This is a genomic window from Steroidobacter agaridevorans (genome assembly GCF_009932555.1).
Classification (GTDB): Bacteria; Pseudomonadota; Gammaproteobacteria; order Steroidobacterales; family Steroidobacteraceae; genus Steroidobacter; species Steroidobacter agaridevorans.
In genome coordinates, this window is record NZ_BLJO01000005.1 from 40,451 (window position 1) to 64,042 (window position 23,592).

The window sequence follows — 23,592 nt, forward strand, 5'->3', positions numbered from 1 at the left end:
AATAGTCTGATTTTTCATTCAAGTATCTATTCACGTATCTATTCACTAGACTAGGCCCATGGCTACCGCCGAGGGCCTGCTAACAATCCTCGCTGATGGCGCTTCCAGCAGCTCGGTGCTGGCGGAAGCGCTCGGGATCTCCCAGCCCACGCTTTCACGGCTGATCAATCCACTGGTCAAAGCCGAGCGTGTTCTCAAGATTGGAAGCACCCGGGGGGCTCGCTATGCCCTGCGACGGGAGGTGAGAGGCGCCGGCTCCAATTGGCCGCTGTTCCGGATAGACCGAACGGGGGCAGCGCATGCGGTGGGCACTTTGTATGCGCTCGCAGCCGGTCAGTTCTATCTCGCAACCTTGTCTAATGAAGACTACCGCCCCTCCGAGCTCAGCACCGGGCTGCCCTATTTCCTGCAAGACCAGCGTCCCGGCGGATTCCTTGGCCGCGGCGTGCCGAGGCGCTACCCCGAGCTGAGCCTGCCGCAGCGGACTACGGATTGGACCGACGATCACTACCTGCTCTATCTCACCCAGCATGGCAGCGATCCGCTCGGCGATCTGGTGCTCGGCGAGCCTGCGCTGACCGAGTATCTGGCGACGATCGCGCAACGCCAGCCAATACGAAATCGCGCCCAGGAATTTCCCAAGCTGCTTCGGGACGCCATCGAAGGCGGACTGCCGGGCTCGTCGGCCCATGGCGAACACCCGAAGTTCGCCGCCTTTGTCGACGACGGACGTGGCCCCCGGCATGTGCTGGTCAAATTTTCGCCACCTCTGACCCATCCCATCGGCCAGCGCTGGTCGGATCTGCTCGTCGCCGAGCACCTTGCGCACGTGGTGCTGGCGAGCGATGGCATCGCTGCCTGCCGCTCGCAAATCCATCGCTTCGACGATCACACGTATCTGGTCGTCGACCGCTTCGATCGCCTCGGCAATGACGGACGCCTCGGTGTGACGTCGCTGTTCGCCATCGATCTGGACCACTATGGGCAGCTGGATAACTGGATCGCCGCGGCCGCACGACTGCTCAACGACCGAATGATCGATGCCGCCACGCTCGAACAAGTGAGATTGCTCGCGACGTTTGGCGCGCTGATCGGCAATACCGATCGCCACTTCGGCAATCTCTCCTTCTTCGATACATACGACGGCACATTCACGCTCACGCCCTCGTACGACATGCTGCCCATGCTGTTCGCCCCCGAGCACAATCAAATCATCGGGCGCACCTTCGAAGCGGCGCATCCGACTGCAAACACCATGGTGTGTTACGCGCGGGCGCGGCGCCTGGCCGAGCAGTACTGGCGCACGGTCGCCAGTGACACTCGCATCAGTGAAGACTTCCGCGGAATAAGCGCCCAATGCCTGGCGGCGCTCGAAGCATTGCCTCGCACGGGACCCTACTCGGCGAATCCCTCTCGCTGACCGCATTGCATTCCAAATAAGAATGATTATCATCGGACGGCTTTAATCGCTGGGACCAGCCACGCCCGTTTGAGGCCCGACTTTCGCGGCCGAGACCGCTAGCCATCCCTGGATAGTCGTCGGGAGGCGTATGCAGTCGGGAATCGGGCGCGGGTCAGCAGGGCGGAGTCGCTAGTCATGACGGCGCTCACCCCCTCCTATCGCCTTTCCGTCGCTTCGCGCGCCCTCGCCGCCATCATCGGCGGCTACGCGCTGACTGCGCTTGCCACGTTCGCACTGGCGATCTTCCTGCCGATGTCGAGAGCCGAGGCGTCGATGACGGCGACGCTGGCGTCGTTCCTCATCTACGCATGCGTCGTGCTCTGGGTGTTCGCCACTCGCACCGCCTGGCGCGCGTGGGCGGGAATCATCGGGTCCACGGTCGTGCTCGGCGCACTCGTTTGGTTGCAAAGACAGGTGACTGCGTCATGAAGGAAGGATTTCGCCAGTCGATGGCATGGCTGCACACCTGGTCCGGGCTGGTCGTTGGCTGGATCCTCTTCGCGGTGTTCGTCACCGGCACGCTGAGTTACTTCCGGCCCGAGATCTCACAATGGATGCGGCCGGAGCTGCGCGACGTAAAGGCCGATGCGCATGCGGCGTCAAAGGCGATTGCAATGCTTCAGGAGCGAGCGCCGAACTCGCCGCGTTGGTTCATCACTTTGCCGGAAGCGCGTGAGCCGGTAGTTCGCGTGACGTTCCGGGATCCAAACGGCGGCGGCGAGGGACGGCGCGGCTTCAAGGTCGCCGTGCTGGACCCAAGCACCGGCGAAGAAGTGAAAGCCCGCGAGACCCGCGGCGGCGACTTCTTCTATCGCTTCCATTTCGAGCTGAGCATGAAGCCCATCTGGGGCCGCTGGGTGGTCGGCTTCTGCGCCATGCTCATGCTCGTCGCCATCATCAGCGGCGTCATCACCCACAAAAAGATCTTCAAGGACTTCTTCACGTTCCGCCCGAAGAAGGGTCAGCGCTCGTGGCTCGACGCGCATAACGCCGTTGGCGTGCTCGCCTTGCCCTATCACGCGATGATCACGTACACCGGCCTCGTGACGCTGATGTTCATGTACATGCCCTGGGGCATAGAGGCGAACTACAGCGACAATCGTGAAGCTTTTTCCAAGGAAGCCTTGGGGATCGCGGCAGAGGTCAAGCCGGCGAATCAGCCGGGCACGCTGACCGATATCGAGCCGCTGATCGAGGAAGCACGCAGGCAATGGAACGGCGCGCACGCGGCGTTCATCACGATCAATAACCCATCCGACATCAACTCTCGCATCACCATCCGTCGCGACACCGAAGGCCAGCTGGCCAATAGCAATCGAAACGTCGTGTTCGCCGGCACGACGGGCGAGCTGCTCTCGGTAGCGGGTGAGCCCGCGCCAGCGTCACAGACGCGCGCAGTGATGTTCGGCCTGCACATGGCGACGTTCTCTTCGACGACCCTGCGCTGGCTATTCACGCTGTCCGGCCTCGGCGGAATCCTGATGGTCGCGAGCGGCCTGGTGTTGTGGTCGGTAAAGCGCGCGCCCGAGCGCGCCAAGCTGGGCTACACGCCGTTCGGACATCGGCTGGTCGAAGTGCTGAACATCGGCGTGATCACGGGCCTGCCGGTCGCGGTTGCCGCGTTCTTCTACGCCAATCGCCTGCTACCCGTGACGCTGGCCGAGCGGCCGGGCTGGGAAGTGCGAGTCTTCTTTGCCGCCTGGCTGCTCAGCTTCGTGCTTCCGATGATCCGGCCGGCCCGGGTCGCCTGGACGACTCAATTCGTCGCCGGCGCGGCGCTGTTCGCCGCCCTGCCGGCGATCAATGCCCTCACCACCCAAGCCCACCTGGGCATCACCCTGGCTCAGGGCAACTGGGTCTATGCGGGCTTCGATTTGACAATGCTGGCCATCGCCACCCTGTTAGGTTTGACAGGGTGGTACGCCTCCCGCCCGCCCGGCAGCCGCAAACCCGCGAAACATAAGGCTTCGGAGCGTCTGAATCTCCCGGCAGAAGCGGAGCGGGCGTAATGTCCTTATTCCCATTCGCGCTGACGTACACGGGGTGGGCGGCGCTATGCTTATCCATGAGCCGCCATGCCCGCGAGCTCTTGCAGCGGGAGCCAACGCCTCTACAAAGGCAGCTCCTGCGCGCCGCTGGCTGGATCGCTTTGACCGTGTCGCTGTTGATGGCCGCCGCCCAGGCGGGCTGGCCGATAGGCACGGTCGAATGGTTTGGCATGCTCACTGCGAGCGCCGTGAGTTTCGTTTTACTGCTGACGTATTCCCCCCGGGTGGCCGCTGGCCTGGGACTGGGGCTGCCGATCTGCGCCCTGGTGAGTCACTTTCTGGTCAGCGCGTGATGAGGAATTGAGGAACCAAATGTCTGCTTTCAACACTGAGCGCGTTCTGAAGGTCCGTCACTGGAACGACACGTTGTTCAGCTTCACGACGACTCGCGATCCGGGCCTGCGCTTCGAGAACGGCCAGTTCGTCATGATGGGCCTGCAGGTCGACGGCCGTCCGCTGACCCGCGCCTACAGCATCGCCAGCGCCAATCACGAAGAGCACCTCGAATTCTTCAGCATCAAAGTGCAGAACGGCGCGCTCACCTCACGCCTGCAGCACCTGCTGCCGGGCCATGAAGTGCTGGTCAGCCGCAAGCCCACCGGCTCGCTGCTGATCGACGATTTGAAGCCGGGCAAGCATGTGTACCTGTTGAGCTCGGGCACCGGCCTCGCGCCGTTCATGAGCCTGGTCAAGGATCCGGCGCTGTACGAGAAGTTCGAGAAGGTCGTGCTCCTGCACAGCGTGCGCGCCACCAGCGAGCTCGCGTATGAGGAATACCTGACGCACGTGCTGCCGCGAGACGAGCATATCGGCGAGATGGTCGCCAATCAGCTCATCTACTTCCCGACCGTGACGCGCGAGCCGTATCGCAATCGCGGCCGCCTCACTGATTTGATCGAGAGCGGCAAGCTGTTCGAACAGATCGGCCTGCCGCCGCTCAACCCCGAACACGATCGCGCGATGATTTGCGGCAGCCCGTCCATGCTGAAGGACCTGTCCGCCATCCTCGACGCGCGCGGCTTCCAGATCTCCGACCACATCGGCTCGCCCGGCGACTACGTCATCGAGCGCGCGTTTGTCGAGAAATAATCTCTCCTGACGGGCGATGCCGGCCTTCAAGCCGGCATCTGCTAGTCGATCGCTACGCTGACACTCACCGGGCAGTGATCGCTGCCCATCACGTCGGCGTGGATCTCCGCCTTCTTCACCTGCTTGCGCAGCTTCTCCGACACCAGCCAGTAATCGATTCTCCATCCCACGTTGCGCGAGCGGGCATTGGAGAAATTGCTCCACCACGAATAGTGGCCGTTGCCTTCGGTGAACATGCGGAAGGTATCGACGAAGCCGGCGTCGAGGAAATTCTGGAAGCCTTCGCGCTCCTCTTCGGTGAACCCTTTCTTGCCGCGGTTCGGCTTGGGGTTCGCCAGATCCAGCTCGGTGTGCGCGACGTTCAGATCGCCGGAGAACAGCACCGGTTTTTTCTTTTCCAGTTGTTTGCAGTACGCGAGGAACGCCGGATCCCAATGTTTGTGCCGCAACGGCAGGCGGCTCAGATCGTCCTTGGCATTCGGCGTGTACACCGTGACCACGAAGAACTTATCGAACTCGGCGGTGATGACGCGGCCTTCTTCGTTGGCGTCGCGCTTGAGCTCGTCGGCGAACGAGAACTTCTTGGCGAAGTCCTTGGGAAAGCCGTTGATCACATCGAGCGGCTCGCGCTTGGAGAAAATCGCCGTGCCCGAGTAGCCCTTCTTGACCGCCGAATTCCAGTACTCGTGATAGCCGGCGAGATCGACCTCGGCCTGGCCGCGCTCGGCCTTGGTTTCCTGCAGGCACAGGATGTCGGGCTTGTGCTCCTTGATGAACGCCTGAAACGTTCCTTTCTTCACGACGGCGCGGATGCCGTTGACGTTCCACGAATAGAATTTCATTGGTTATTTCTTATCGCCACCGTGAGTTGCGAACACGCTGGTCTTGCCTTCCTTGTCGACCAGCAGCACGTCGTAACGATCGACGCGGCCCGACGGCACTTCCATGCCGGGCGATCCAGCCGGCATGCCCGGCACCGTCAAGCCCTTGGCCGCCGGCTTTTCACTCAGCAGCCGCTTGATATCCTCCGCCGGCACGTGACCTTCGATGAAATAGCCGCCGACCTCGGCGGTGTGGCAGGAGCCCATGCCAAACGGCACGCCGACGCGTTCCTTGATGGGCGAGAGATTCTCGAGGTCATGCACCTGGACGGCGAACCCCGCCGCCTGCAGATGCTTGACCCAAAGTCCGCAGCAGCCGCACGTAGGCGTCTTGTTCACGACCACGACGGGCGCGGCGGCAGCCGAAGCAATTTGTGCCACCGCGGGCAAGGCAACCAGTCCAAGCAAAGCCTGGCGACGATTCATGGCGATCTCCGGGACGGCCGAAAACGATTAAGGCGGAGCCTGCCACGCAGACTCCGCCCTAATGATGACCGCGACCCGATGAACTGACCAGTCTTGCCAAACCGAGGGCGATTGCGCTCGCCGCCAGCCAGCCTTTGACAAGTCTGGCCGCCGCCGTTACTCGCCCTTTTCGTTATCCGCCTCGTCCTGCTTGACCGTCTTGCCGGCGGCCTGACGTTCCTCTTCACGCGCACCGGCCAGGATGCCCGGCAGCGCGTAGTTGCCTTCGTGGCAGGCGTACTCGTACATGAGGTCTGGCGTCGCATTCATCGGCAGCTCGCCGGCGAACGGTTGCGTGAGCGCCGGATCTTCCACCTTGAACTGATACAGGATCTGATCGGCCGAGACGCGAGTGAAGCGCTCGGTGACTTTGCGATCCGGGCCGAGGCCGCGGAACGTCTGCATGGGATGGAAGTTGGTCGTTTCGACCACCAGCGTGTCGCCTTCCCAGCGACCGATGGAATCGCCGTACCACTTCTTCACGCTGTTCGGCACGTGCTTGCCGCCGATGCGCACGACGCGCGCGTCGTGAATCATCTCGACCAGGATCATCACCGTGTCCGGCGTCTGCACGATCGAATACGTGTTGTTGTACATGAGCGGCAGCATCGGCGGTCCCGCGCTCGAGCCGAACGAAGTCAGACAGCGCTCACCCAGCGAACGCAGCTCGGGACCATCGACCGGACCCGCACCTTTGCGGAACGCAGCCACGCGCGCCATTGCTTCTTTGCCCGCAGCGGGCGTCATGGGAGGAATTCGGCCGTTCGCCGGCTCGGTAATGATGGAGCTGCGCGGCTCGCCATTGATGCGGATCACTTGCGTGCCGCGATCGACCCAGAAATTGTTGTAACCGCAATTGGTGCCGGAGAAGCCGTAGCCGCAATCCTTGGGCAGATCCTGAATGCCCAGCTTCGGATCGGTGGGCTTGGCGTTTTCCTCGACGTGCTCAGCGGCGGCGCCTTCGATCTTCTGCGCCTCCTCGGCGGTCAGCACTTTGCGATCGCCCTGCGCCGGCGAGCGCTCCAACTGCGTGAGCGTCGCATTGGTCCAGTTGCCCTGCAGGTCCGGCTTGCCGTCCGCAGTGCGCGGCACTTTCCACCCTGCGGCAGACGCGCTGACGACACAAAGCACCGACAGAATACTGCCCAACAGAACACGGGCACCCGACGAACGATATTTCATAGCTCCCCCACTCGCGTCACTCATGCGACGCCCGCGCAGTGTTATGGATGAAGCGCAACGAGACAATCGCGCGGGCCACGCTTTGACTTTTCTTTTTACGGCGCCCCGGTCGAATCCGGTAAACAAGCAAGCGGGGGATTCACATGTCAGCGTGGTTCATGAGCGAGAATTCACTGTGTCGCAAGGCTTTCGCGCGCGTTGCGGCGGCACTTGCTTTAGGTCTTATCGTCAACCAGCTCGCGGCAGCGGCCGAAGGTCCGGCGCCCGACCCTCGCGCCAATCTTCCCGGCCGCCAGGTGTATGAAACGTACTGTGCGGCCTGCCATAACATTCCGGGCACTCGCGCCCCTGCTTTGTCAGCGTTGCAACTGATGAGCGCGCAGTCGCTGCGGCTCGCACTCACAACCGGTGTGATGCAACAGCAAGGCTCGATGGTTCCTAAAGAGAAGATGCCGCAGCTCATCGAGTATCTCGCGGCCCCGGAACAGGATACGAACTGGACTGCCGCGATGATGTGCGGCCCCGATCAGCGCAGCGTGAATCTGCAGGCCAGCCCTGCGCTGACCATGTTTGGCGTCGATCACAACAACAGCCGCCGGCTGAGCGCCAAACAGGCCGGGCTCAGCAGCAAACAATTGCCCGAGCTGGAACTGGCGTGGGCCATCGGCTTCCCGAAGACCACGTCGCTGCGCTCATCGCCCGTGATCGTCGGGTCGACAATGTTTTATGCACCGGCGCAGAGCGGCAAGCTGCTCGCGCTGGATATCGAGAAGGCGTGTGCAAAGTGGGTTTATGACGTCGGTGTCGCGGTGCGCAGCTCGGTGTCGTTCGGCGACATCGGTTCTCGCAAAGCGCTGATCTTTGCCGACCAGCAAGCTCAAGTGCACGCCGTGGACGCGCAGACCGGCGAGCGCATCTGGAAAGCAAACGGACGTCACGATGCGACCGGCAACATCACTGGCGCTCCCGTGCTCTACAAAGATCGCATCATCGTGCCAGTCTCTTCGTCGGGCGTCGGCAGCGGCGCGAATCCGAAGTTCGAGTGTTGCGTCGGCCACGGCGCGGTCGTCGCACTCGACGCAGCGACCGGCAAACAGTTGTGGGTCGCGCACACGATGGAAGACGCCCAATACACCGGCAAGACCAGCGCGACCGGCGTGAAGTTGCGCGGCCCGTCGGGCGCACCGATCTGGTCGACACCTTCGATCGACGTCGAACGCGGGCTGATCTACGCAACCACGGGACAGAACACTTCGTTGCCGGCCACACCGACCAGCGATGCGGTGCTCGCGATCGACCTGGCCACCGGCAATCTGAAATGGACCTTTCAGGCCCTCGCGAACGATGTTTGGAATCTCGCCTGCCGACCGGAGCCAGCGCAGTCCGGGCCGAATTGCCCGAGCCCCGCCGACAGCGTGCTGAAGGACTACGACTTCGGCGCTGGCGCCGTGCTCACAAAGAAGCGCGATGGCAGCGACATCGTGCTCGCGGGCCAGAAGTCCGGCGATGTCTGGGCGCTCGATCCCGAGCAGAACGGCAAGCTGCTGTGGCGACAAACATTCGGCGACGGCAGCGCGCTCGGCGGCGTGCATTGGGGTATTGCCGTCGACAGTGAATATCGCGTGTTCGCGCCCATCAACGATCCGCACTTCCCCGAGTTCAAGGACTACGTGCCGGAGCCGGGCATGAACGCCATCGACATCGATACCGGCAAAGTCCTGTGGCGCAAGCCCGTCACCGCGGATTGCAGCAACGGTCGTGAAGCTCGCTTCAACTTGTGCGGCGAGAAGTATGGTTTGTCGGCCGCACCGCTGGTGATCGACAAATCCGTGGTCGCGGGCGCGCTCGATGGACGCATCTATATTTTCGACGCCGCGACCGGCGACATCGTCTGGCAATACGACACGCTGCGAGATTTCACGACGCTCAACGGCGTCAAAGGGCAAGGAGGCGGCATCGACTCGCATTCGGTGTTCGCCGGCAGTGGCATGTTGTTCGTGGCGTCCGGCTACGGCGGCTTCCGCCAGCCGCCGGGCAACGTGCTGCTGGCGTTTCGTCCGAAGACTAAAACCCGCTGAGTTTTCATAGGGGGACCCTCATGACCAACAGCATCATTCGAGTTTCGATCGCTGCCTGCGGCTTGCTGCTCGGGACCGCGTCGTTCGCGCAATCGTCCGCGCCGGAAAGCGCGCCGCCGCCAGCCGCCAACGATTACAGCAAGGCGGAAACCTGGCTGTGCCGTCCGGGCCGTCAGGATGCGTGCGCCGTCGATCTGACGACGACCGTCATCGCGGCAGATGGAAAACTCACGAAGGAAGCGTTCAAAGCCAATGCGAACGCGCCCATCGATTGTTTCTATGTATATCCGACGGTGTCGAACGATCCCACGCCGAATAGCGATATGAACGCGGGGCCGGAAGAGACGAACGTAGTGCGCGCTCAGTTCGCCCGGTTCGGCTCTCAATGCAAGCTATATGCGCCGCTCTATCGGCAAATCACGCTGAAGGCGCTGCGGGCCGCGATGGCGAGCGGCGGCGGCTTCCCGGCCGATCGCAAGCTCGGTTACAACGATGTGCTCGATGCCTGGAACTACTATCTTCAGAATGACAACAAGGGCCGCGGCGTCGTGCTCATCGGGCACTCGCAGGGCTCGGGCATGCTGACTCAGCTGATCAAGAACGAGATCGACGGCAAGCCTGTTCAATCGAAGGTCCTCTCCGCGCTGCTGCTGGGAACGAACATCGCCGTCCCCAAAGACAAGGACGTGGGCGGGTCGTTCCAGAGCATGCCGTTGTGCCGCTCGGCCTCTCAGCTCGGCTGCGTGATTTCGTATGTGACTTTCCGCAGCGACGCGCCGCCGCCGGCGAACTCGCGCTTCGGTCGCGTACCGACGGAAGGAATGCAGGCCGCTTGCGTCAACCCGGCAGCGCTGAAAGGCGGCAAGGCCGAGATGCATGCGTATCTGTCGAGCGGCTTCAACGGCGTGAGCACGGAGTCCGCGCAGCCGAAGCCGTGGGTGGCCGGTGCGAAGATCGAAACGCCGTTTGTGAGCGTGCCTGGATTGCTGACTGGCGAATGCGTAAGCAACGATACGGGCTCGTATCTCGCAATCACGACCAACGGAAATCCGGCGGATCCGCGCACGGATGAGATCCCTGGCGATGTCGTCGCCGGCGGCAATGTGATGAAAGACTGGGGCCTGCATTTGATCGACGCGCACGTCGCGATGGGCAACCTGGTCGACGTGGTTGAGCAGCAGTCGAAGGCATATCTCAAGAAATAACGCCGCCACTAAGTAATTTTTCTCTGCAGCGATCGCGAGCCGCCTCCCGGCGGCTCTGCGATTCGCGCCCGCGCCGAGCCGAAAGCGGCATCTGCGGTAAATTGATCTACACGTTGTATGCGGCAGGTCGCGCCGCGTAGGCGGAACCGAAAATTCCCCCGCCGCGTTCGTCGACCATGCGTTATCTCGCCTTGTGCACTGACTACGACGGCACCATCGCCCGCCACGGCGTCGTCGACCTGCCCACCATCGACGCGTTGGCGCGGCTGCACGAGTCAGGCCGCAAGCTCATCATGGTCACGGGGCGCGAGCTGGCCGAGCTCATCTCGGTATTCCCTCGCTTGGATCTGTTCGACTTGGTAGTCGCCGAGAACGGCGCCCTGCTCTACGACCCCGCGACCAAGGAGCAAAAGCCTTTGTGCGAGCCGCCGCTGCCAGAATTCGTAGCAGCGCTGCAGCGGCGCGGCGTCTTTCCTCTGAGCGTCGGGCGCACGATCGTCGCGACGCGCGAGCCCTATGAGGAAGCCGCACTCGAAGTGATCCGCGATCTCGGTCTCGAGCTGCAAGTGATATTCAACAAAGGCGCGGTGATGATCCTTCCCTCGGGCGTCAACAAGGCCACGGGCCTGAAGGCCGCCCTCAAGGAGCTGAAGCTCTCCGAGCACAACATCGTCGGCGTCGGCGATGCGGAAAACGATCACGCGTTTCTCGGTATCTGCGAATGCGCGGTGGCGGTGGCGAATGCACTGCCGGCCCTGCAAGAGGCCGCGGACTTCGTGACGAAGGCGACGCACGGCCCGGGCGTAACGCAGCTCATCGAGGAGATGCTTCAGGACGATCTCGCCTCGCGCGAACCGGCGCGACGCCGCCGCCACATCGAGCTCGGCAAGAGTCCGCACGCCTGGCAGCCCGCACCGAGCCCGCATTGAATCGGGCCCATTGAAATACCACGATTTGCTTGTATACATGCCGCAGCCGTGAGCTTTTGATGGGCAGGATGCCCAAATGCCGGGAGCGCAGGGACGCGCAGGACCGGCCGGCGCCGGCGCGACTCCGCTCGACGCATCGTGCTTGATGAACGGGCGCGCTTTTGTAACCCTGGCCGTCTCGCCGGACACCGAAGCTCACTATGTCAACCAGCAAGCTCGCCGCCGCGCTGTTAACCGCGGCGCTCGGAACCATGACCATGAACGCGATCGCCGCCCCTGCACTGTCGCCGGACAATCCCTTTGCCCGCGAAAGCACGCTGCCCTTCAAGTGGCCGCCGCTCGACAGGATCAAGAACGAGCACTATGTGCCGGCAATGGAAGCCGGCATGGCCGAGCAGCGCCAGGAAGTCGCCGACATCGTCCACAACAAGGCCGCGCCGACCTTCGAGAACACCATCGTCGCGCTGGAGCGCTCCGGCCAGTTGCTGAACCGGGCCACGACGGTGTTCTTCGCGCTCAGCTCGTCCAACACCAATCCGGACATCGAGAAGGCGCAGACCGAAATGGCGCCGAAGCTGTCGGCGCACTCGGACAGCATCTATCTCGACGCCACCCTGTTCGCGCGCGTGAAGAAGCTCTACGACCAGCGCCAGTCGCTGAAGCTCGATCCCGAATCGCTGCGATTGCTGGAGCGCTATCACACGAACTTCGTGCGGGCCGGTGCGAATCTCTCCGAAGCGCAGAAGCAAGAGCTGCGCGCGCTCAATGAAAAGATCTCGTCGAAAACCACTGAGTTTCGACAGCTGGTGCTCAAGGGCGACAACGCGGCCGCGATCGTCGTCGACACGAAGGCAGAACTGGATGGTCTGAGCGATGCGCAGATCGCCACCGCCGCCGAAGCGGCGAAGACGCGCGGCAAGGAAGGCAAGTACGTGCTGACGTTGCTCAACACGACCGGTCAGCCGCCGCTTGCGCAACTGAAGAACCGTGCTGTTCGCGAGCGCTTGTACAAGGCGTCCGCCGGTCGCGGTTGGAGCGGCGAGTTCGACACCACGAAGTTGATCGCGGACATCGTCAAACTGCGCGCCGACCGCGCCAAGCTGCTGGGTTATCCGACCCACGCGGCTTATGTGCTGGAAGATGAAACAGCGCTGACCGCCGAAGCCGTCAACGGCATGCTGAATCAATTGGCCCCCGCTGCGGTCGCCAACGCCAAGCGCGAAGCGGCCGACATGCAGCAGCTCATCGATGAGCAGGCCAAGGCCAACGGCACGCCGAGCTTCCAGCTGCAGGCGTGGGATTGGGACTTCTACGCCGAGCAAGTGCGCGCCAAGAAATACGCTTATGACGACGCGCAAGTGCGCCCGTACTTCGAGCTGAATCGCGTGCTCGTCGATGGCGTGCTGTTCGCCGCGCAGGAGCTGTACGGCCTGAAGTTCACAGAGCGCAAAGATCTGCCCATCTACCAGGAAGACGTGCGCGTGTTTGAGGTGTTGGATCGGGACGGCTCGCAGCTCGGCCTGTTCCTGTTCGATCCCTACGCCCGCAGCAACAAACGCGGCGGCGCGTGGATGAACAGCTTCGTCGAGCAGTCACGACTGTTCGGCAACAAGCCCGTCGTCACCAACACGCTGAACATTCCCAAGCCGCCGGCGGGCCAGCCGACGCTGCTGACCTGGGATGAAGTGACCACGACGTTCCACGAGTTCGGCCACGCCATCCATGGCCTGTTCTCGAGCGTGCAGTACCCGCAGTTCTCCGGCACCAACGTGCCGCGCGACTTCGTGGAATATCCCTCGCAGTACAACGAAATGTGGGCCACCGAGCCGCGCGTGCTGGCGAACTACGCCAAGCATCATCAAAGCGGTGCGGCCATGCCGAAGGCGCTGATGGACAAAGTGCTCGCCGCGCAGAAGTTCAACCAGGGCTACGCCACGACGGAATATCTGGCCGCGGCCATCCTCGATCAGCACTATCACCAGCTGGCGCCCGGCAAGACGCCGGCGGCCGGCGATATTGCCGCTTTCGAGGCGAATGCATTGAAGTCGGCGCAGGTGGACTTTGCGCCGGTGCCGCCGCGCTATCGGTCGACTTATTTCCTGCACATCTTCTCCAGCCCGATCGGCTATTCGGCCGGGTATTACGCCTATATCTGGAGCGAAGTGCTGGCGCGGGACACGGAGCACTGGTTCAAGACCCACGGCGGGCTGAAGCGCGAGAACGGCGACCTGCTGCGTTCGAAGGTATTGTCCAAGGGCTTCAGTGCGGATGCGCTGACGATCTTCCGGGATTTCTACGGCAAGTCGCCCGAGATCGGGCCGCTGCTGGAAGCCCGTGGCCTGACCGGTGGGACCGAGTAACCGGCTACCTGAACCGGGCAGCGTCGCCGCTGTAAGACACCGGTAAACAAGGGCTAAAGGGGCGGCCATGCTGTATGCTGGCCGCCCTTTTTTCTGCCGGACAAGGACTCCCATGCGCGCGTTTCTGATAGCAGCGGTCGGATTTTTGGTGTTCGTGGCGGCGGTCAAGCTATATGCCAAGGAGCCCAAAGCAGCGGGCGCGGCCCCGGCGACCGCCTCTGCGCCGCTGGCCGGCAGCGACGATGACAAAGCGTTCTATGCGCTGGGCGTCGCCGTTTCCCAAAACATTGCTTCGTTCAACTTCACGCCGGCGGAACTGGAGAAGGTCAAGCAAGGCTTCACCGATGGCGCGCTCGGCAAGCCGTCGCAGGTCGATGTGCAGACCTACATTCCGCGCCTGCGTGAATTGCAGACCCAGCGCATTGCCGCTGTCGCCAAAGTAGCGCTCGACAAAGCCGCTGCCGAACCGGGTGCGAAGCGCCTCGACTCCGGCCTGGTCATCACCACGGTCAAAGAAGGCACCGGCGCGTCGCCGAAGGCCACCGACACGGTCAAGGTGCACTACCACGGCACGCTGCCGAACGGCAAAGTGTTCGACAGCTCGGTGGAGCGCGGCGAACCGGCGACGTTTCCGCTTAACGGCGTGATCCCCTGCTGGACCGAAGGCGTGCAGACGATGAAGGTGGGCGGCAAGAGCAAGCTGGTGTGCCCGGCTGCCATCGCCTACGGCGATCGCGGCGCGCCGCCGGATATCGGCCCGGGCGCGACCCTGATCTTCGACGTGGAACTGCTCGCCATCGAAGCGCCGCCGGCCGCCGAGCCTGCGCCCGCCAAGTAATCGATCGTCGGCCCAGTAAACAACATCGGGGAGAGAACCATCGTGACCGCAGCTCGGCTCCTGTTCGCGCTGTTCCTGTCAGTCGCGGCTCCGTTGTCGCTCACGCCGGCGCAGGCAGCGCCGGCGCAGGGCACGGATTACAGCTTGATCAATCCGCCGCAGGCGCCGACCACCGCCGGCAAAGTGGAAGTGATCGAGTTCTTCTCATACGGCTGCCCGCACTGCTTTCACCTCAACCCGCTGCTGACCGAATGGCACAAGACCGAGCTGCCGGCGAATGCGGTGCTGATCAAAGTGCCGGTGTCGTTTGGCCGCCGCGAGTGGGGCCAGCTGGTGCGCGCTTACTACACGCTGGAGGCGTTGGGCGAACTGGAGCGGCTGGATGCGAAGCTGTTCGAGGCGATCCACGTCAAACATGAGCAGTTGTTCGATCTCGATGCCCTGGCAGGCTGGGCCGCCCAGAATGGCATCGACGCAAAGAAATTCCGCGGGCAGTTCACTTCCCCGGAAATCACCGCGAAGGCGGTGCGCGCAGAGCAGCTTTCACGCGACTATAAAATCAACGGCGTCCCGACCTTGACGGTCGCCGGCAAATATCGCGCGATCGGCAAAGACTTCCCGGACATGCTCCGCATCACCAAAGAACTGGTGGAGCAGGCAACCGCGAACTGATCGTCGGCGGGCGGTCTTCGCAACGAAGGCCGCCCGCCTCCTTCATGCCTACTTGATGTCGTAGACCAGGTTGATCGTGGTCAACGTATCGGTCTTCTTGAACTCCACCGGCGGGTTCGAGTTGTGGCGCACCCCGTAGCCCACCGCCAGCGCCAGCACGTCCGTCATCTTCACCTGCAGCGAGATGTCGTTCTGCACGAACGTATTGTCCGCGCCGGACTCGACGATGAACTTGTCGATCAGCGACGTCGTGGCCGTGAACTTGTGCTCGAAGTCGATCGTGCTTCGGAACACCACTTCGCTGTCGCTGCGCCCCTCCTCGAGCAAAACGCCGGTCACGTCGTCGAACGCGTCGCGCGTTTCGAAGAACTTGTAACCGGCGCCGAGCGTGCCGACCATGGTCGTGGTCGGGTTGTCGAGGAAGCGGCGGCCCACGCCGCCCGACAGGGTGGCCTGGTAGTCGAAACCGCTGAACTCGTCCTCTTCATAACGGCCGGCGCCGAACACGAAATTGCGCTCGGTGAATTTCCAACCGAGCTCGCCGAACGTTTCCCAGCGATTCGCGGTCTTGCCGTCCTCATCGGACGCATAGAGCGCAGCGCCGCCGACGGTGTTCTTCCACTTCTCGGTTTCGTACTGGAGATTGAGCCTGGCGTTGGCTGTCTCGGTGTTGGTGTTGCCGCTGGCAATCACCAGGCCTGCTTCGGATTTGCCGGTCCACTCCGCATGCGCCGGCAGCGCGGCGGCCAATACCGTGGCCGCGAAAAACAATCGTCGCATCAATAGAACTCCGTAAACAAAAGCGCCCGCCCCACGAAGGAACGCGGGAAAATAGCGGGCGCAACATGGAAGCAGAATACGTAAATGCTTCCAACCGCGCAGCGAGTTCCCCGTCGCTCTCTGCCGACGCATCCGCCCGCCGGCGACAGCCGAATCAAAAAGGGTTTTTCAACTGCCGGCCAGTGCTTCACAATCCACAGGATGACCTCGTCCGATAGCCTACGCGCCGCCCAGACCGGCCCCGTCTATGAGCAGCCGCTCAATGAGCGGATGCGTACCTTTTTGCGACTGGACTTTTTGTATCAGCAGGCGCTGTTCCACGAAGAGCGCGAAGACCCGTGGTCGACCCGCGCCGCCATGAGCGCGCTGCTGGAAATCCTGGCAATTACGGCGCGCGGCGATATCCGCAGCGAAGTGCTGAAGGATCTCGAGCGGCAGATGACCGTGATGCACGACTATGCCAGCCGCGCCGGCGTGGACAACTCGCGCCTCAAGGCCGTGCTGAGCAATCTGACGCGGCTCAGGACCGAGCTCAATTCGGTGGGCGCGCTGTTCATGCAGCGGCTGCGCGACTCGGAATTCCTGAATTCGATCAAGCATCGCAGCACCATTCCCGGCGGCACCTGCGAGTTCGACCTGCCCGATTACCGACATTGGCTGGACCAGCCTTTCGCGGCGCGTTCCAAGGCGTTTGGCGACTGGATGGCCACCATCCGGCCGCTCTGCGATGCCGTCACCGAGCTGCTTTGGCTGACGCGCGAGGCGGCGCGGCCCCGGCCCGAAGTCGCCACCGGCGGCACCTTCCAGATCGCGTTCGATCGCGAAAATCCCTGTCAGCTGCTACGCCTGGCGCTGCCCGCCGGCACCCAGCTGTTCCCGGAGATCAGCGGCAGCCACCATCGCTGCAGCATCCGCTTCCTGTCGTGGAACGATGTGAATTCGCGGCCAGTTCAAGCCACAGAGGATGTGCAGTTCCAGCTCGCCGTCTGTACTTGAGCCTGTCATGACCGTGGTCCGTTGCCCCACCTGCGACCGTCCCGTGGAGTGGACGGAAGCCTCCCGTTGGCGTCCCTTCTGCAGCGAGCGCTGCAAGCTCATCGACCTGGGCGCCTGGGCCGCCGAGAAGCACGCCATCCCCGGCGAGGTCATCGAAACCGAGGATGGCCCGAAACGCGGCGGCGGCCAGGAAGACGACTAGTTGGCCCCTGCCCCAGTTCGCTGGGACAGCAGGCCCGCGTCCTCCATGTGCAATGACTTGACCAGGAACGCCCACTGGTCGGCGTAGTCCTCGATCTGCATCCACACCGGCTTGCCGGCGCCATGGCCGGCCCGGGTCTCCACTCGCAGCATCACCGGATTGGCGCAGCTCTGCGCCTCCTGCAGCGTTGCCGCGAACTTGTAGCTGTGCCACGGGACGACGCGGTCGTCGCGATCCGCCGTGGTGACCAGCGTCGGCGGATAGCAGACCTTGTGGACGTTATGCAGCGGCGAGTACGCCAATTGCGCACGGAATTCCGCTTCATTCTCGCTGAGCCCGTAATCGCTCGACCACTGGCGCGCATTGGCGCTGGGCGTGTGATAGCGAAGCATGTCGAGCACGCCGACGGCCGGCAGCGCCGCGCCGAATAAATCCGGACGCTGTGTCAGTGCTGCGCCGACCAGCAAGCCGCCGTTGCTGCGGCCGCGGATCGCGATCTTCGCGGGCGACGTGTACTTCTCGGCCACCAGGTACTCGGCAGCCGCGATGAAATCGTCGAACACGTTCTGCTTTTGCAGCCTGGTGCCCGCTTCATGCCAGGCCTCGCCGTACTCCGAGCCACCGCGCAAATTGGCCACCGCATAGACGCCGCCCATTTCGAGCCACACCAGCACCGGCACGCTGAACGACGGCTGCTGCGCGATGTTGAAACCGCCATAACCGTACAGCTGCACGAAGTTCTGCCCGGTCAGCGCGAGATCCTTCTTGTGCGCGATGAACATCGGCACCTTGGTGCCGTCCTTGCTCTTGTAGAACACCTGCTTGACCACGAACTGACTGGTGTCCGCGGCCAGCTTCGGCGCGCGGAATACTTGCGTCTCGCCGGTCGCGAGATCCAGGCGTGAGATCGACATCGGCGTCAGAAAGTCCGCGTACGCAAAGAAGGTTTCGTTGTCGTCCACGCCGCCTTCGAAGCCCTGCGCCGTGCCCAGGCCCGGCAACTTCACGTCGTACTGGACCTTGCCGTCGAGATCGAACACGCGCACCAGCGAATAAGCATCCTGCAGATAGCGCACGATGATGCGGCGTCCGACGATGGAAACCTCATCGGCCGAGAACGGCCCCGCCGGCACGACGACGCGCGTTTCTTTCTTGCCGTTCACCGGCATCGCAACCACTTGCGCATTCGGCGCGCCCGAATTGCTGCGGATATAGAAAACATCGTCGATCTCGGCGATGAACTGATAGTTCGCGTCGAAGCTGTCGATCAGCCGCACCGTCTCTCCGACCGGCGCGCCGTCGCGACCCAGCTTGCGATAGTAAATACCCGTGGACTGCGAGCCGTCGTACAGCCAGAAGATCACGTAACGACCGTCGTCCGAGATCTGCACGTACGGATTGCGGGTGGGATGATCCGTGACTTTGAAGATCAGCGGGTCTTTCGCGACGTCGGCGCCGAGCTTGTGCCAGAACACTTCGCGCTGTTTGCTGTCGTCGCCCTGGCCATCCGCCTTCAGCGGAAAGCGCGCGTAATAAACGGACTTGGAATCCGCCGTCCACGCCACCGGCACGAACTTGATGAAGCGCAATACGTCGGGCAGATCCTTGCCTGTCTCGACATCGCGGAAATGCCACGTCCGCCAATCGGTGCCGCCGTCGGAAAGGCTGTATGCAACGATGCGGCCGTCCGGGCTCGGCACGAACTCGCCGAGCGCGACCGTCGCGTCCTTGCTGAGTTGATTGGGATCGAGCAGCACACGCGGCTGCGCATCGAGCCGCTCGGTCATATAGAGCACGCTCTGATTCTGCAGACCGTCGTTGCGCAGGTAGAAGTAGCGTTTGCCGCGCTTCAGCGGAACGTCGTAGCGCTCGTAGTTCCACAGCTGCGTCATGCGCTGCTTGATGCGTTCGCGCGCCGGGATGGACTCGAGGTACGGCTGAGCCAGCGCGTTCTGCGCCTGGATCCAGCTCTGGGTGTCGACGCTCTCGGCCTGCTCCAGCCAGCGATAGGGATCGGCGACCTGCGTGCCGTGGTACGTGTCGATATGGTCGATGCGTCGCGTCGCTGGATACTTGAAGGCGGGGTTCATCGCAGTGGGCGTGGCGGACGTGCTGGCGGTCAGGGGCGCGGGGTCGTCGGAGGCCTGCTTGGCCGGCTCCACTCCGCAGGCGCCAAGCAACAGCAAGGCGGGCAATAAGAGCTGAATCTTCCTTTGCATGGTTCTCTCGCTCGACACTTAAAATGACGGGGTGGGCGCGACCAGGCGCCGGCTCCTGCCTTGGAGCCTGGCTTAGTGTAACGTCGTCATTCCATTTCCGGCGCAACTCTCATGCGGTATACAACGACCAACGTCGCGATCCTTGCGACCTGCCTGATGGGCCTTTGCTTGTCCAGCCAATCCAGCCACGCCGAACCCTTGACCGTCGCCCGTATTTTCGCGGATCCCGATCTCGCCGGACCTCGGCTACGCGAGCCGAAGTTCTCGCCCGACGGCCGCTACGTGACCTATCTGCAGGGCAAGGCCGACAACAAGGATCAGCTCGATCTGTGGGCCTTCGATACCCGCAACGGCACGGCCCGTGTACTGGTCGACTCGCGCAAGCTGGTCGGCGACGACGAAAAGCTCTCGGCCGAAGAAGAGGCCCGGCGTGAACGGCAGCGCACCGCCGCGCTGCGCGGCATCGTCGAATACGAATTCTCCAGCGACGGCAAACGTCTGCTGATTCCGCTGGGCGGCGATTTGTATCTGTACGATCTGGACGCAAAGAGCGAGCCGGTCACTCGGCTCACTCACAGCGCCTCCTATGAGACCGACGCGAAGATCTCGCCTGCCGGCCGCTACGTCAGTTTCATTCGCGACCAGAATCTGTTCGTGATCGACTTGCGCACCCGCCGGGAGCAGGCGATCACGACCGATGGCGCCGGCCTGGTGCAAAACGGCGTGGCCGAATTCGTCGCGCAGGAAGAGATGGGGCGCGATACGGGCTACTGGTGGTCGCCCGACGATTCCCATATCGCGTTCACTCGCATCGACGACACGCCGGTGCAGGAAGTCGAACGTTTCGAGATCAACGCCGATGGCGCGCGCATGTTTCGTCAGCGCTACCCGGCAGCCGGCACTGCCAATACCAAAGTCGAGCTGAAGGTCGTCACGCTCGCAAATTCGAAGATCAAAGATATCGAGCTCGGCCTGGGCGACGGGTATCTGCCGCGCCTCAAATGGTTCCCGGACTCGAAGGCGCTCGCAGTTCAACGCCAGACACGCGATCAGAAAAAGCTCGAGCTGCTCAGGATCGACATCGCGAGTGGCGCGTCTCGCGTGCTGCTGACCGAAACGAACCCGCATTGGGTCGAGCTGAGCGATGACTTCAAATTCCTGCAGTCGAAGCCGCACTTCATCTGGAGCTCCCGTCGCTCCGGCTACAAGCATTTGTACCTGTACGACTTCGACGGCAAGCTGCTGCATCCGCTGACCGCCGGCGAGTGGATGGTCGTAGGCGACGGCTCCGAGAATGGCCTGGTCGGCGTCGACGAAGCCGCGGGCCGCGTGTATTTCCTGGGCTCGAAGGATTCGGCGCTCGAGCGGCATATGTATTGGACGTCGTTGACCAAAGATACATCGAGCAACGTCACGCGCGTGTCTCGCGAGGCAGGCTGGCACGATGCGAAGCTGCTGCCGGGCGGTCGGGGCTATCTCGATCTGCATTCCTCGCCAGACCAGCCGCCCTCGGCGAGCCTGCGCAAACCCGACGGTTCGCTTCAGCATTGGCTGCTCAGGAATCCGCTCGACGCGACCCACCCGTACTACCCGTATGTTTCCAATCAGGTCGCCGAAGACTTCGGCTCGGTGACGGCGAGCGATGGACAGCAGCTCTATTATCGGCTGATGAAGCCGGCGAACCTGGTGGCCGGCAAGCGCTATCCGGCCATCATCGATGTCTATGGCGGCCCGCACGTGCAGAACGTGCGCAAGGATTGGATGGGCGGCGCCCGTGCCGCTCAGGGCTTGTTCCGCCAGGTGCTGGCGCAGAACGGATTCGTGGTGCTGACGCTCGACAATCGCGGCTCGGGATTCAGAGGCAATGCGTTCGAGAGCGCGATTGCCGGCCGCACCGGCAAAGTCGAGATCGAAGATCAGCTGCGCGGTGTCGAATATTTGCAATCGCTGCCGTTCGTCGCAGGCGACCGCATCGGCATCATGGGATGGAGCTACGGCGGCTACATGGCGCTGATGGGCCTGACCACCACCAGGGCGTTCCGCGCCGGTATCGCTGGCGCGCCTGTGACCGACTGGGCGCTGTATGACACGCACTACACCGAACGTTATCTAGGCACCCCGCAAAACAATGCCGAAGGCTATCGCAGCAGCGCAGTCTTCCCTTACGCCGACTCACTCCACGGCTCGCTGCTACTGGTGCACGGCATGGCCGACGACAACGTGCTGTTCACGCACAGCACGCGCTTGATGCAAACGTTGCAGTCGTTGAACAAGCCATTCGACGTGATGACGTATCCCGGCGGCAAGCACGGGCTGGTGAGGATGCCGCAGCAGGGGCGGCACTATTATGAGATGGTGTTGCGGTTCTTTGGGCGAGAGCTGGCCGATTCCGACGAAACTAGTTGACCCCGATCGCCAACGCATCCGGGCGGCGCGTGTCGGCGCCGCCGAGGAAGCGGCCGTTCGTGCACATCACTGACTGCGTGCTGCCCATGTTGCCGACGGGCTTCACCTTGTGGCCGCGCTCCTGCAGTAGTCGAACGACATCCGCTGGATGACCCGGCTCGAGTTCCAGCTCACCCGACGTCATGTTCTGAAACACGCGCGGCCGGCCCGTCGCTTCGGCGACATTCAAACCATGGTCGATCACGTTGACCAGCAACTGCGCCATCGCTGGGATAATGCGCGCGCCATCCGGTGAGCCACTCACCAGATAAGGCCGCTCGCCACGGAACACGATGACCGGCGTAATCGCCGAGGTCGCACGCTTACCCGGCGCCAGCACGTTTGCCACACTCGTATCCAAGCTGTGCGGAATCACCGGCCCGGCATGCAATGCAAAGTTGTAGATGTGATCGTTGAGCAGAATGCCCGTGCCCGCGACCATCACGTGCGCTCCAAACGACGACCCGAGCGTGTAGGTGTTGCTGACCGCATTACCCGCGCTATCCATGATCGAGTAATGAGTCGTATCCCGGCTCTCGTACCGCATCGGATCGCCGGCCTTCAAAGCCGCCGTGTCGGTCGACTTCGTGAGATCGATGTTCTTAGCCAGGGAGCGCGCGTACTCCTTGCTGGTCAACCCGCTCACCGGCACTTCGTAGTCCGGATAACCGCCGAAATACACACCGCGATCCGCAAACACGCGCTTCGAGGCCTCGGCGATCACATGAATGCTCGCGACGCTGTTGGAGCCCAGGTCCTTCATCGGAAAGTTCTCGATGACATTGAGCAACTCCGCAAGCAACACGCCTGACGCCGGCGGCGGCATCAATGCCAGACGATAGCCCCGATAGTCGCTCCAGATCGGCTCCTGCTCGCGAAGCTGATAGCGGCCGAGATCGTCCAGGGTGATCGCGCCACCGTTCGCCTGCATGTCGGCAACGATCTTGCGCGCGATGCTGCCTCGATAGAACGCATCGGCGCCGCCCTTGGAAATCTCCCGCAGCGACCACGCGAGATCCTTCTGCACAAAACGCTCACCCGCGCGATACGACTCCCCATTCGATTTATACAGCGCCTTCGCGGCAGCGGGATCGCGGCTGAGCCGGTCACGCCGTACATCGAGCGCATAGGCGAAGTCTTCGCTGACGACGATGCCCTTCGCGGCGAGATCGATCGCCGGGTGTAGCAAGCGCTTCCAGGGCAACTTTCCATACTTCTGATGGACGTGCCACAGCCCGGCGACCGTGCCCGGAACGCCCGCACCCAAACGGCTGTACCGTTTTTCTTCATCGACCGTGCCGTCAGGCTTACGCAACTGTTCGATGCGAATGCTTGCTGGCGCCTGCGAGTAGTACTCCAAAGCGATCGTGCGCTTCTCTTCCGCCAGGTGCAGCAACATGAACCCGCTGCCGCCAAGATTGCCCGCTCGCGGCAATGTCACCGCCAGCGCGAAGCCGACTGCGACGGCGCTGTCCACCGCATTGCCACCATCGCGCAACACCTGCGCGCCGATGGCCGACGCAAGCTCGCTTTGCGTGGCCACCATGCCTTCGCGACCGATGACCGGATGATCGATGCTGTCGTAGCGAATGTTGTACGACGCCGCATCGACTGCCCGCTGCGCCGAACTGCCGTCGCGAGCAGGATCGGAACAGACGTTAGCGGAGGACGCGACCGCCTGTGCCGCACACAACAGCCCGCACGCCAGCCACCCAGCGCTGAACAGCTTCATCTCGGCCAT

At 62.8% G+C, this 23,592-nt stretch carries 20 protein-coding genes; 14 read left to right on the forward strand and 6 right to left on the reverse strand.

The features are described 5' to 3' along the window. Nucleotides 1-58 precede the first annotated feature (58 nt). The 5 genes from yjjJ (at nucleotide 59) to GYH35_RS18265 (ending at nucleotide 4,599) form a co-directional block, all read left to right on the forward strand. A complete protein-coding gene (gene yjjJ / locus GYH35_RS18245) occupies nucleotides 59-1,420 on the forward strand; it encodes a type II toxin-antitoxin system HipA family toxin YjjJ (protein WP_161829182.1) in 1,362 nt (453 codons plus the stop codon). Between the two features lie 177 nt (nucleotides 1,421-1,597). After that, a complete protein-coding gene (locus GYH35_RS18250; RefSeq protein ID WP_161813078.1) occupies nucleotides 1,598-1,891 on the forward strand; it encodes a DUF3649 domain-containing protein in 294 nt (97 codons plus the stop codon). Next, a complete protein-coding gene (locus tag GYH35_RS18255) occupies nucleotides 1,888-3,471 on the forward strand; it encodes a PepSY-associated TM helix domain-containing protein (RefSeq protein ID WP_161829183.1) in 1,584 nt (527 codons plus the stop codon). Before GYH35_RS18250 ends, GYH35_RS18255 begins: the two co-directional genes overlap by 4 nt. Next, nucleotides 3,471-3,803 carry a DUF3325 domain-containing protein gene (locus tag GYH35_RS18260; RefSeq protein WP_161829184.1) on the forward strand — a complete coding sequence of 111 codons (333 nt, stop codon included), beginning with the start codon at nucleotides 3,471-3,473 and terminating at the stop codon, nucleotides 3,801-3,803. Before GYH35_RS18255 ends, GYH35_RS18260 begins: the two co-directional genes overlap by 1 nt. Before the next feature lie 19 nt (nucleotides 3,804-3,822). Further along, on the forward strand, nucleotides 3,823-4,599 hold the full coding sequence (locus GYH35_RS18265) for a ferredoxin--NADP reductase (protein WP_161813075.1): 777 nt from the start codon (nucleotides 3,823-3,825) through the stop codon (nucleotides 4,597-4,599). A 41-nt stretch (nucleotides 4,600-4,640) separates the two neighbouring features. Here GYH35_RS18265 and GYH35_RS18270 read toward each other — a convergent pair whose 3' ends face one another. From GYH35_RS18270 to GYH35_RS18280, 3 genes are all read right to left on the reverse strand, one after another. Further along, nucleotides 4,641-5,441 (reverse strand): exodeoxyribonuclease III, encoded by an 801-nt coding sequence (locus tag GYH35_RS18270; protein ID WP_161813074.1) that lies wholly within the window; start codon nucleotides 5,439-5,441, stop codon nucleotides 4,641-4,643. Between the two features lie 3 nt (nucleotides 5,442-5,444). Next, complete coding sequence (locus GYH35_RS18275; RefSeq protein WP_202624401.1) at nucleotides 5,445-5,906, reverse strand: DUF411 domain-containing protein; 462 nt, start codon at nucleotides 5,904-5,906, stop codon at nucleotides 5,445-5,447. A gap of 156 nt (nucleotides 5,907-6,062) precedes the next feature. Further along, the gene (locus GYH35_RS18280) at nucleotides 6,063-7,127 is read right to left on the reverse strand and encodes a hypothetical protein (RefSeq protein ID WP_161813073.1); all 1,065 of its coding nucleotides are present in this window, start codon (nucleotides 7,125-7,127) and stop codon (nucleotides 6,063-6,065) included. Nucleotides 7,128-7,270: 143 nt separating this feature from the next. On the opposite strand from GYH35_RS18280, the gene GYH35_RS18285 reads away from it, so the two are divergent. From GYH35_RS18285 to GYH35_RS18310, 6 genes are all read left to right on the forward strand, one after another. Then, a complete protein-coding gene (locus GYH35_RS18285; protein WP_161829185.1) occupies nucleotides 7,271-9,205 on the forward strand; it encodes an outer membrane protein assembly factor BamB family protein in 1,935 nt (644 codons plus the stop codon). A gap of 20 nt (nucleotides 9,206-9,225) precedes the next feature. Then, the gene (locus GYH35_RS18290) at nucleotides 9,226-10,410 is read left to right on the forward strand and encodes a DUF3089 domain-containing protein (RefSeq protein WP_161813071.1); all 1,185 of its coding nucleotides are present in this window, start codon (nucleotides 9,226-9,228) and stop codon (nucleotides 10,408-10,410) included. A 176-nt stretch (nucleotides 10,411-10,586) separates the two neighbouring features. Then, entirely contained in the window at nucleotides 10,587-11,339 is a 753-nt protein-coding gene (locus GYH35_RS18295) for an HAD family hydrolase (protein ID WP_161829186.1), read from the forward strand. A gap of 200 nt (nucleotides 11,340-11,539) precedes the next feature. Continuing rightward, the gene (locus GYH35_RS18300; RefSeq protein ID WP_202624402.1) at nucleotides 11,540-13,699 is read left to right on the forward strand and encodes a M3 family metallopeptidase; all 2,160 of its coding nucleotides are present in this window, start codon (nucleotides 11,540-11,542) and stop codon (nucleotides 13,697-13,699) included. A gap of 112 nt (nucleotides 13,700-13,811) precedes the next feature. After that, the gene (locus GYH35_RS18305) at nucleotides 13,812-14,537 is read left to right on the forward strand and encodes an FKBP-type peptidyl-prolyl cis-trans isomerase (protein WP_161813069.1); all 726 of its coding nucleotides are present in this window, start codon (nucleotides 13,812-13,814) and stop codon (nucleotides 14,535-14,537) included. 42 nt (nucleotides 14,538-14,579) lie between these two features. Then, nucleotides 14,580-15,209 carry a thiol:disulfide interchange protein DsbA/DsbL gene (locus GYH35_RS18310; RefSeq protein ID WP_161813068.1) on the forward strand — a complete coding sequence of 210 codons (630 nt, stop codon included), beginning with the start codon at nucleotides 14,580-14,582 and terminating at the stop codon, nucleotides 15,207-15,209. Nucleotides 15,210-15,257: 48 nt separating this feature from the next. Here GYH35_RS18310 and GYH35_RS18315 read toward each other — a convergent pair whose 3' ends face one another. Continuing rightward, complete coding sequence (locus GYH35_RS18315) at nucleotides 15,258-15,989, reverse strand: DUF481 domain-containing protein (protein ID WP_161813067.1); 732 nt, start codon at nucleotides 15,987-15,989, stop codon at nucleotides 15,258-15,260. A gap of 84 nt (nucleotides 15,990-16,073) precedes the next feature. Between GYH35_RS18315 and zapD the strand changes: the two genes are divergently transcribed. Both zapD and yacG read left to right on the forward strand, forming a co-directional pair. Beyond that, nucleotides 16,074-16,985, forward strand: a complete 912-nt coding sequence (gene zapD / locus GYH35_RS18320) for a cell division protein ZapD (RefSeq protein ID WP_161829187.1) — start codon at nucleotides 16,074-16,076, stop codon at nucleotides 16,983-16,985. 7 nt (nucleotides 16,986-16,992) lie between these two features. Then, complete coding sequence (gene yacG / locus GYH35_RS18325; RefSeq protein ID WP_161813065.1) at nucleotides 16,993-17,187, forward strand: DNA gyrase inhibitor YacG; 195 nt, start codon at nucleotides 16,993-16,995, stop codon at nucleotides 17,185-17,187. On the opposite strand, the gene GYH35_RS18330 is transcribed toward yacG, so the two are convergent. Beyond that, on the reverse strand, nucleotides 17,184-19,406 hold the full coding sequence (locus tag GYH35_RS18330) for a prolyl oligopeptidase family serine peptidase (protein WP_202624403.1): 2,223 nt from the start codon (nucleotides 19,404-19,406) through the stop codon (nucleotides 17,184-17,186). The genes yacG and GYH35_RS18330 overlap by 4 nt on opposite strands. A gap of 111 nt (nucleotides 19,407-19,517) precedes the next feature. On the opposite strand from GYH35_RS18330, the gene GYH35_RS18335 reads away from it, so the two are divergent. Then, complete coding sequence (locus GYH35_RS18335; protein ID WP_161829188.1) at nucleotides 19,518-21,812, forward strand: S9 family peptidase; 2,295 nt, start codon at nucleotides 19,518-19,520, stop codon at nucleotides 21,810-21,812. On the opposite strand, the gene ggt is transcribed toward GYH35_RS18335, so the two are convergent. Beyond that, nucleotides 21,805-23,592, reverse strand: a complete 1,788-nt coding sequence (gene ggt / locus GYH35_RS18340) for a gamma-glutamyltransferase (RefSeq protein ID WP_202624404.1) — start codon at nucleotides 23,590-23,592, stop codon at nucleotides 21,805-21,807. The genes GYH35_RS18335 and ggt overlap by 8 nt on opposite strands.